This is a genomic window from Mucilaginibacter frigoritolerans (assembly GCF_007830615.1).
Taxonomy (GTDB): domain Bacteria; phylum Bacteroidota; class Bacteroidia; order Sphingobacteriales; family Sphingobacteriaceae; genus Mucilaginibacter; species Mucilaginibacter frigoritolerans.
In genome coordinates this window covers 427349-436651 of record NZ_VLLI01000003.1, presented here as the reverse complement: position 1 = coordinate 436651, position 9303 = coordinate 427349, and the positions used below count along the sequence as shown (strand labels likewise).

Here is a 9303-nt window from a genome sequence, read left to right as displayed (position 1 = left end):
AAAGGATATCAAGGCGCATAGAAGCCATATGAACAATCCGCCTGTCGCTCGGCTGGTTTTCTAAATAGCCAACCAGTAATAACTTGAAAAATACAATCGGGTCGATGCTCTTTTGCCCATCCTTACCATAATACTTAGCTGTAGCTGTGTATAAAAACTGAAGGTCTAATACCTCTTTTAACTTTCTGTAAATATTGTCCGATGGGACACGGTCAGACAACTGGAAATTGGTAAAGAGCTTTTCTTGATATTGTTTCTTGCCTTGCATGTTATTAAGATACTAAAAATCAATATCTTAACATAATATTGTCAAAAAATATTCGCTTCGTTGTGCAACAGCCACGTCCACGCTTGAACAGGCGGGGATTATTTTTTAGGGCGAACGCTTGAACGGGCGGTGCTTGAACGGGTGGGTGGGACCTAACTATAATACTCCACCGCCTCCAAAATCACTTTGCAGGCTTTTTCTATTTCTTTTGGGGTGATGATCAGCGGAGGGGCTATGCGCATGGAGTTGCTGCAATGCAAAAACCAATCGGTAATTACGCCGTTTTCAATACAGCGGTCTATTATTTTTTTGTTAAGGTCGAAGCTGTCAAGCTCAATGGCCAGCATAAGGCCCTTACCCCTGATATTTTTGATGGCAGGATGCACCAGCAACTTGCGGAACAGGGCTTCTTTTTCGGCAACAGAGGCTATCAGGTTCTCATTTAATAATACCTCCAATGCAGCCAGTCCCGCGGCACAACAAACCGGGTGACCGCCGAACGTGGTGATATGCCCCAGAATGGGATTATCTTTCAAAGCATCCATTATGGTATGCGATGCAATGAAAGCGCCTACAGGCATGCCGCCGCCCAGTGCTTTGGCCAGCAGCAGTATATCAGGCACTATATCAAAATGCTCAAAGGCAAACAGCTTGCCGGTACGGCCAAAAGCGGCTTGTATTTCATCAAGGATCAATAAAGTTCCGGTTTGGGTACAGCGTGCGCGCAGGGCTTTCATATAGGCAGCATCGGGAACCCTGATACCGGCTTCGCCCTGTATGGTTTCTACAATAACGCAGGCTGTTTCGGTGGTGATCAATTCCAGATCATCCAGCTCATTAAACCGGATAAAGCTTACTCCAGGCAATAGAGGACGATAAGCCTGCTTAAACTCCTCATTGCCCATTACACTTAGCGCACCGTGTGTACTGCCATGATATGAATTAGCGCAGGCCACAATCTGCGCACGACCGGTAAACCGCTTGGCCAGTTTCAACGCCCCTTCAACCGCCTCAGAACCCGAGTTGGTGAAATAAACAGATTGTAAATTGCCGGGTAACAAGCTGATGAGCTTTTCGGCAAAGCGTACCTGCGGGGTTTGCACATACTCGCCATATACCATCAGGTGCATGTACTTATCCACCTGATCTTTTATGGCGCTAACTACCTGCGGATTGCTATGCCCCAGGTTACTTACTCCAATGCCCGATATCAGGTCAATAAACGCCTCGCCTTTGGTGTTGTACATATAAACGCCTTCCGCGCGTTCAAACTCAAGCAGCAAAGGGAAATTAGTAGTTTGGGCATTATTGGCTAAAAATAACTGGCGAAGTGTTGGCATGCCGCAAAGTTATTTAAAAGTGGGGGATTTAGGAGAGTTGAGAAATAGGAGCAATGTATCAGTCTGAAATTATTTTATTTTCATCGTTGCTGCTTTGTTTGGGTTTTTTAAAGCTCAATAGCATAAGTAAAAGTCCTGCAATCAGCAAAGACATCGTTATCGTAAAGCTGGCTTTATTAGTATTGTCTAAATAAGTGCCTGTAAACCCCAAAATCGCACCTATATAGAGTAAAAATTTGTTGTGAGGGTAGATTTCGTGAAGTTTCATTGATTTTTAAATAAAAAAAGCCACATAGTGGCTTAATTGTATAAATAAGTTTTTAAAATCCAATCAATTCCCTGCCCGTACACTGCGTTCGCTGAGCTGGCGCAATACCTCATCATTAAATTCGCGTTCGCTTTTATAAAGCTGGCTCACCTTTTCGGGAGGGAGTATTTTTAAAAACTCGTCTTTATAATGCTTACGGATATTAAGAAGTTCGGTCTCATATTGCAGATCTTTGTCTATCTGTTCGGTACCATTAGGCGAATTATTAGAGTTATTTTGCCTTTTAAGTATCCTTACCGCAGTCTGATCTTCTACATATTGCCTGTAAAGCGGCCAAAAAGCCTTTGATTCATCGGGAGTAAGATTTAGACGCTGACCTATATAATTTTCTTTAACCTGTTCAATTTTACGCACAGCTACCGGTCTTGGCCTTGCAGGTATGCCCCTTTGTACCGGACGCATCCTAAACTGACAAAAGCTTGTTACAGCCATGCCGCTTAAAAATATGAAACATAAAACGAACCTTGTTACCTTAATCATTACCAAATCTTATTGAACGCTGTCTAATTCTTCTTTTAAAGCATCCTTTAAACTTTTATCATCTACTTTAACATCCTCGCTGTTAACGGTTTGCTGGGTATCACCAGCATCAACATCTAACTGCAAATAGCTTTTTATATCATCGGCCGAAATATTGGACAACTGCTTGTGTAAAAAAGTTTTTTGATGTGCATTATCCGGAGAAGATAACAGGTTTATTAATATTCCACCCCCAATGGCCACTGCAAAACAAGCTGCCGTAGCATATTTAAAGGCGGTTGAAAATACTAATTTTCTTACTATCCCTTTAATTGGCTTTTCGTTTTTAGCAGTAACTACTGTTTCTGTTTCGGCACCAATAGTTTTGGCGGTTATACTTTCATGTAATGCATCAAAATAACCTTCAGGAACTGCAAACACTTCATCCTGCTCGGCCAGGGTTTCTTCAATAAAAATGCGGCTCTGTATGTTGCCGGCCAGTTCATCAAAATAACCTTCAGGAACCGCAAAGGCTTCGTTGTCACTATTTAAAGCTTCTTCAATAAAAATGCGGCTCTGTATATTACTGCTCAGTTCATCAAAATAACCTTCGGGAACGGCAAAGCCTGTTTCCTGGGTATTTAATGCTTCCTCAATATTTATTCTGCTTTGTATATTATTTGTAAGCTCATCAAAATAACCCTCGGGAATGGTAAAACCACTTTCCTGGGTGTTCAATGCTGCTTCAATATTTATTCTGCTTTGAATATTATCTTCCAGATGGGTGAAATAGTTTTCAGGAACGGCAAAGCCGCCCGTTGAGCCTTCTTGCTTCAGCTCAGCCAGGTTTTTGTATGACATAATACGCTCAGCCAGACTATCAAAATAGTCTGCGGGCACTTGAAAAGGGTTAACCGGGTTAACCTTTTTAAGTGCTTCGTAATCGTTCAGCCAATCTCTGTTTTCCATGTCACTTTTCATATCTTAACTACTATAGATAGAACAATTCCCAAAAGGTTTAATCAAAATTTTAATTAATCTTTAGATAGTAAGTACGATTCTATTTTTTTCACTGCCAGGTGAAAAGATGCCTTTAAAGCCCCCACGCTGGTGCCCAAAACCTGCGATATTTCTTCATATTTCATATCATCATAATACTTCATATTAAAAACCAGCTTTTGTTTTTCGGGCAGCGTTAATAAGGCTTCCTGTAACTTTTTCTGTATGGCATCGCCGCTAAAGTAAGCCGAATCGGCCAGGGTATCGGCCAGCTCATAAGCTACATCATCCAACGAAACATTGTTTTTTTGTTTTTTCTTGTTTAAAAAGGTGATACACTCGTTGGTAGCAATGCGGTACATCCAGGTGTACAGCTGTGCATCGGCCCTAAAGTTGATCAGGTTTTTCCAAACTTTCACAAATACATCCTGTACCAAATCATCGGCATCATCATGGTCAATTACCATGCGGCGTACGTGCCAGTAAATTTTTTGCTGATACTTTTTCAGTAACAGGTTAAATGCCTCATTCCGGGTCTTTTCGTCCTGAAACTTGCTTAATATCACCGCGTCGTCAACCTCTATTGGCATATTTTAATCGGATTTTGAAATTGTAAGATCTGAGATTGGAGACCATGCCCCCTCAATACTTATCTAAATCTTATTTAATATTTACTTATTTAGCTTTTATCAATATTACGGCTAATATCTAAAAAAAATAATAAATCTTATTGCAGCAAGTCAATTACCTGTTGCGATGAGTTTTTAGTATCAACCTTTTCAATAACCTTTAATATAGTACCATCGCCATCAATAATAAAAGTGGTGCGGGCGGTACCCATATATTTTTTGCCATACATATTTTTCTCTACCCAAACGCCATAGGCTTCTACAATACTTTTTTCCTCATCGGCAATTAAAGTAAAAGGCAGACTGTATTTGGTTTCGAACTTTTTGTGCGATTTTTCATCGTCGGTACTAACGCCAATTACCTCAAAACCCTTGCTTAGCATAGATTGGTAATTGTCCCTGAAATCGCAGGCCTCGGCAGTACAGCCGGGGGTATCATCCTTAGGATAAAAATAAAGGATCACTTTTTTGCCCGAAAAATCTGATAAAGAAACTGTTTTTCCGTTTTGGTCTTTCGCGGTAAAGCCCGGAGCTTTATCGCCAGCTTTTAATGTTGACATAGTTATTTGTAAATATCAGCCGTAAATATACATTTAAAAGTATTTGTAAGGAAGATAGTGTGGGGTAGGAGGGTTGGTATTTAATTTTCTTAACCTTCTTTGCGCGAAGCAGAGAGAGGGTGGTCGCGCGAAGCAACGACCGGGGTGAGTAAACACCGTCAATGCATTTACGTTAATGCCGCTCGCAGATCAACTCACCCGGTCTACTCCGCCTAAAGGCGGATGGACCTGCCCTCTCTACGACAAGTCGTAAAGAGGGCTAAAAAAGGGGAAGTATTTTCTAAATAAATATCTACCTGTAAAACTCCGCAGCATAATGCGCTACGTTATTTTTATTATCGGTAACGGTTAAATCAAACTGGTGCTTGCCGGGGGTAATATCACTGGTAAAAGTGTAGCCTAAAACTTTGGTTTTATAATCCCACTCCATCAGTATCCATTTGCCGTCAATTTTGCCGGCATAGCTTTTTATGCCCGATAGGTTATCGCCAATGCGGGCAAATATGCCTTTAGCCAGTTTAAGGCTAACCCCATTTTTAATGTTTAGCGGAGCGATGTGTGGTGCAACGGTATCAATACGGACAAAAAAATCGCCAAAGGTATGGGCCTGGGCCTTAACGTAGCCATCCTGGTAGGTGCTGGTTTCGTAAATGCCGGTGCTGCTTACAATAACGGCTTTATCGGCAAAGCGGCCAATGTTGCTGTCGGGCTTTATCCAAAGGTCGTAAGCATCATGTATCGGGGTAAAACGGTTGTGGATGCGGTGTACTGCCGAAAACATCCCCGGTCTTTTAGGCAGGGTAGCGTAGGTAAAGTCAACATCATCGTACAAATTGCCTACCGGTATTATCACTTTAACCTTATCATTACTAAACTCATTTACCTGGTTGTAATGAAAAAGTGTGCCTACCAAATGCTTTTCGGGATTAAGTTTTTGCGCACTGCTCGATTTTACATTGAGCGTTAAGCTTGAGGTATTGCCTGCCACATCTTTCACCACATATTCTACATGATGAATGGCATCATCATTAAAATTAATAATGCCCCGGTTGATGGATTGCGGGTACAAGGTTATTTTGCTGCCCGGTAAGATGAAGCATTTCTGCATCCAGCGGCGACTCTTTAAAAATTCGGGATAATCGATATAAGCATTAATGGCATGGGTTTGATCGAACGCAAAACGCTCTACCGCGAAGGTGTAAACCGTTGTCCCGTCAACCTTTAGCTCGATAGAGTAAACGCCGTTATGATTGGGCGATACGCTGTTCATATCATTAGTTGTAATACCGAACCCTGTTTCACCGTCGATATTAATTACCTGCGGTTTGGTTAAATGGTAATGACCGTTGGCACCACTCACGCCCAAAAACTGTCGCGGTGTTTTCTCGCTGAAAGGATAACCATCCAGGTGATAAATGCCAATGGCGTAAATATTGGGCGGCACCCTATCCGGAATGGTAAGGCCGAAAAGTTGTGCATTAATGGTTTCTTCCGTTTGTGTATCCCGCAATTCAAAGTGCACATGCGGACCTTCGGAGGCACCCGCATTGCCTGAGAGGGCTATCACTTCATCTTTACAAACCGGTATCTGGGTGGGGTCAAGCTTAATATCAACCTCAAAACTTTGCTGCTGATATTGTGCGGCACGGATCAGCTTGGTCATGGCATCGCTATAGCGTTCAATATGCCCGTAAACTGAGGTATAGCCATTAGGATGGGTAATGTAAATGGCGTTGCCAAAGCCGCCAAATTGCACCCGCAGGCGCGATACATAGCCATCAAAAACGGCATGCACCGGGTAACCCGTGCGATTATTGGTTTTAAAATCCAAACCCGAGTGGAAGTGATTGGGGCGAAGCTCGCCAAAAGAACCTGCTGTTGATGGCGGCAAATCAAGCGGGTAGCGGAAATAACGTTGCGGGTATTGCCTGCTCTGAATAATCTGAGCCTGTAGGTTGAAACAAAAAACGGTTAAAAGAACTAATGCAACAAAATATTTTTTAATCATTACTACCCGGATGTTATACTGTTTGTGTGTGTTGTCTGCGCGTAAAGTTTCATTAAGCTAAGGAAATTACCTTTCCAATTTCTTTCCTTACCTTCTTTGCGCGAAGCGGAGAGAAGGTTGACCAGCGTAGCGTCGTCGGGATGAGTCGATACCGCCAATGCCGCTCGCAGAGTTGACTCACCCGATCTACGCTGCGCTGGATCACCCTCTCTTTTGCAAGCAAAAAAGAGGGTTGGGGAAATTTAGTTCCTTAACTTAAGCACATTGCTCAACGCCCCATTTTTTATTTCTCCCACTCAAAATAATGGAGGGTGTTTTTATTTTACTTAATATAAAAATCAAGTAGTTTTTCGTCTTCGATATAGCCTTCCAGTCTGTCGCCTACGTTTACTTTGGCTACGCCTTTTGGGGTGCCGGTAAAAATAAGGTCGCCTTTTTTTAGGGTGATGTATTGGGATACAAAGGCAATAATATATTCGAACGAAAAGAGCATAAATGAAGTATTGCCCAATTGCCGCGTTTGCTCATTAACATCCAGCTTAAAATTAAGGTTATGCAAATCGGCAAACTGAGCCTTAGGCAAAAACTTACTCACCGGCGCCGAACCATCAAAAGCCTTGGCCAGTTCCCAGGGAAGTCCTTTTTCTTTATGGATAGACTGAATATCGCGGGCGGTAAAATCGACCCCTAAAGCAATCTCCTCGAAATAATTACCCGCAAACTTTTCGCTGATGTGTTTACCCTCTTTGCTGATTTTGATAACGATCTCAATTTCATGATGAATATCATTCGAAAAATCGGGATGATAAAAAGGTTTATTGTCCTTCAACAAAGCAGTATCAGGCTTCATAAAAATAACCGGTACACCGGGTACAGGGTTATTTAGTTCTTTGGCATGTTCGGCATAATTACGCCCTATGGCAATTATCTTCATAATTGCGCAAATTATTAAAAATTGCGCTAAAAGGGTGGTTAGGGAACAAAGATTTTACGAAGGGGGGGGCTGACACGCTGATTAGTTTTTAATGTAAGCGTGGATGCTTGAATGGGCGTGTGAATATATCCTGTTAGTCAGGATTCATAATACCGAACTCTTATCCGCCTCATATTTAGTGCGCCAAACAAGCTTCTTCATAGCTCCAAAGCTCACTTGCTTCACCTTGTTTTAGAAATTCTTTTATTGGTTTATAATCAACATCTGCGGGAATATCAAAAGAAACCAAAGCAGGGATATTACTACCTTCATAACTGCATCCCATAGTTAGCAGATGTTCACTGGTTGACTTAACCAGTTCATTCTTAAAAAATATAATTCTAATGGTACTATGCCCCGATTCTTCAATAAGATCGGTAACATAAAGCTGACCATTCCTCTCTTCTACACTAACTATATCGCCCCAAGCATACCCCTTCGCGTAAAATAGGATATTAAGCAGTTTATATCCCTGGTCAGTTTTTTCAGCCCATGCGCTCTCTAATGCATAGTCGTCATTGAAATCTTGATACTCAAATATTATCTTTTCCATGTTTCTTTAAAATGGCAGAGGTTTAGAACCTTGCAAACGTATTATTGGGATGACTGCAGGAGCAGAGGCACAAACTGATTAACTAATTTCAATTAAGAGCCCTTTCCAATTCACCAAAGTGATAAAATAAATAAAGAGACAAAAGGCAATATATAATAGTTATAGCAGTGCTTATATTATTTCGCAGCTTGCTTTCATTTTCAAACGCCTTGTTCTTTTTTAAATATTTATTTTTATAAATTGAACTATAATACATCCATATCAATGGAATAAAAAGAATAAAACGTGTTATTAAAATATGTTTTAAGATAGGTTTTCCCGCTAAAATATCGACTAGTGCCATGGTGGTTCCCAAATTCAAACTCAAAAAAATGCTCGAATTTAAATATGCATTCGCAGCAGAGGTACTGCCCGACGAACCCAGATTCGTTGATACCAGATAAAACTTATAAAATAAATGGTCAACAATTTTCATAGTATTTTGTGAAGCGATCCGGTACTGACAAAGCCGCATATCCCAGCCCATCATCACCCCACTAAAATATAAAACAAATTGAATTTACAGCACCGAAATCCGTTTGATTACCGATTCGTTACCGGCAATAACCCTTACAAAGTAAAAGCCGCGGTTAAGTTTGCTGCTGAGGGAGTAGCTGAAGGTTCTTTCGCCCGGTTCAACCCTTTGTGAAAACAGGGTGATAATATCATTGCCCAACACATCCATTATTTTAATGTTAACGTTTGATGAGCGGCTTATTTCGTACTTTAAATTTATCTGATCGGTAATAGGATTAGGATAAACCTGTACGTTATTCAGCACCTTATCATCGGGCTTGTAAACATTAATTTTGGTGGTTGATATAGAGGCCGGTTTTAGGGGCGGCAATACCAGGTGCAAAGCATTTTTGGAGGTGCTTTTACCTGTTTTTGCTCTTAAAAGATGCGTATAAGTAGTATCTGTTTGAGAGTAGGCTGTACTATTTACAAAGGCAACATTCATGAATATTGCCAACGCAATTATTAAGCTCCATGAATTATTAAAAGTAAATTTTTGCCTCATAGTGTTGTATTGGTTACAAAAATATAAATAAAGCCCGTCAACTGTTGAAATTTCGTCGATTTTGTCATCTATTTTAACAAAATTTAACAAAAGATCATCCCTCTCCACTATAAATTTAGTTTTTAT

At 40.9% G+C, this 9303-nt stretch carries 11 protein-coding genes; all 11 read right to left on the bottom strand.

Annotated elements, in window-relative coordinates:
• On the bottom strand, positions 1-268 hold a 268-nt coding region (locus JN11_RS07710; RefSeq protein WP_144911323.1), incomplete at its 3' end, for a transposase.
• Positions 269-420: 152 nt separating this feature from the next.
• Positions 421-1608 carry an aspartate aminotransferase family protein gene (locus tag JN11_RS07705; protein WP_144911321.1) on the bottom strand — a complete coding sequence of 396 codons (1188 nt, stop codon included), beginning with the start codon at positions 1606-1608 and terminating at the stop codon, positions 421-423.
• 58 nt (positions 1609-1666) lie between these two features.
• The gene (locus JN11_RS07700) at positions 1667-1876 is read right to left on the bottom strand and encodes a hypothetical protein (protein ID WP_144911319.1); all 210 of its coding nucleotides are present in this window, start codon (positions 1874-1876) and stop codon (positions 1667-1669) included.
• A 63-nt stretch (positions 1877-1939) separates the two neighbouring features.
• Positions 1940-2368: a hypothetical protein gene (locus tag JN11_RS07695; protein ID WP_144911317.1), complete on the bottom strand. Its 429-nt coding sequence runs from the start codon at positions 2366-2368 to the stop codon at positions 1940-1942.
• Positions 2369-2425: 57 nt separating this feature from the next.
• Entirely contained in the window at positions 2426-3364 is a 939-nt protein-coding gene (locus tag JN11_RS07690; protein WP_144911315.1) for a hypothetical protein, read from the bottom strand.
• Positions 3365-3429: 65 nt separating this feature from the next.
• Complete coding sequence (locus JN11_RS07685; protein ID WP_144911314.1) at positions 3430-3984, bottom strand: RNA polymerase sigma factor; 555 nt, start codon at positions 3982-3984, stop codon at positions 3430-3432.
• A 137-nt stretch (positions 3985-4121) separates the two neighbouring features.
• Positions 4122-4583: a thioredoxin-dependent thiol peroxidase gene (bcp, locus tag JN11_RS07680; RefSeq protein WP_144911312.1), complete on the bottom strand. Its 462-nt coding sequence runs from the start codon at positions 4581-4583 to the stop codon at positions 4122-4124.
• A gap of 292 nt (positions 4584-4875) precedes the next feature.
• Positions 4876-6591 (bottom strand): M23 family metallopeptidase, encoded by a 1716-nt coding sequence (locus tag JN11_RS07675; RefSeq protein ID WP_144911310.1) that lies wholly within the window; start codon positions 6589-6591, stop codon positions 4876-4878.
• Positions 6592-6913: 322 nt separating this feature from the next.
• Positions 6914-7525: a fumarylacetoacetate hydrolase family protein gene (locus JN11_RS07670; RefSeq protein ID WP_144911308.1), complete on the bottom strand. Its 612-nt coding sequence runs from the start codon at positions 7523-7525 to the stop codon at positions 6914-6916.
• 175 nt (positions 7526-7700) lie between these two features.
• On the bottom strand, positions 7701-8117 hold the full coding sequence (locus JN11_RS07665) for a DUF4265 domain-containing protein (RefSeq protein ID WP_144911306.1): 417 nt from the start codon (positions 8115-8117) through the stop codon (positions 7701-7703).
• A 559-nt stretch (positions 8118-8676) separates the two neighbouring features.
• The gene (locus JN11_RS07660; RefSeq protein ID WP_144911304.1) at positions 8677-9177 is read right to left on the bottom strand and encodes a T9SS type A sorting domain-containing protein; all 501 of its coding nucleotides are present in this window, start codon (positions 9175-9177) and stop codon (positions 8677-8679) included.
• Between the last annotated feature and the right edge of the window lie 126 nt (positions 9178-9303).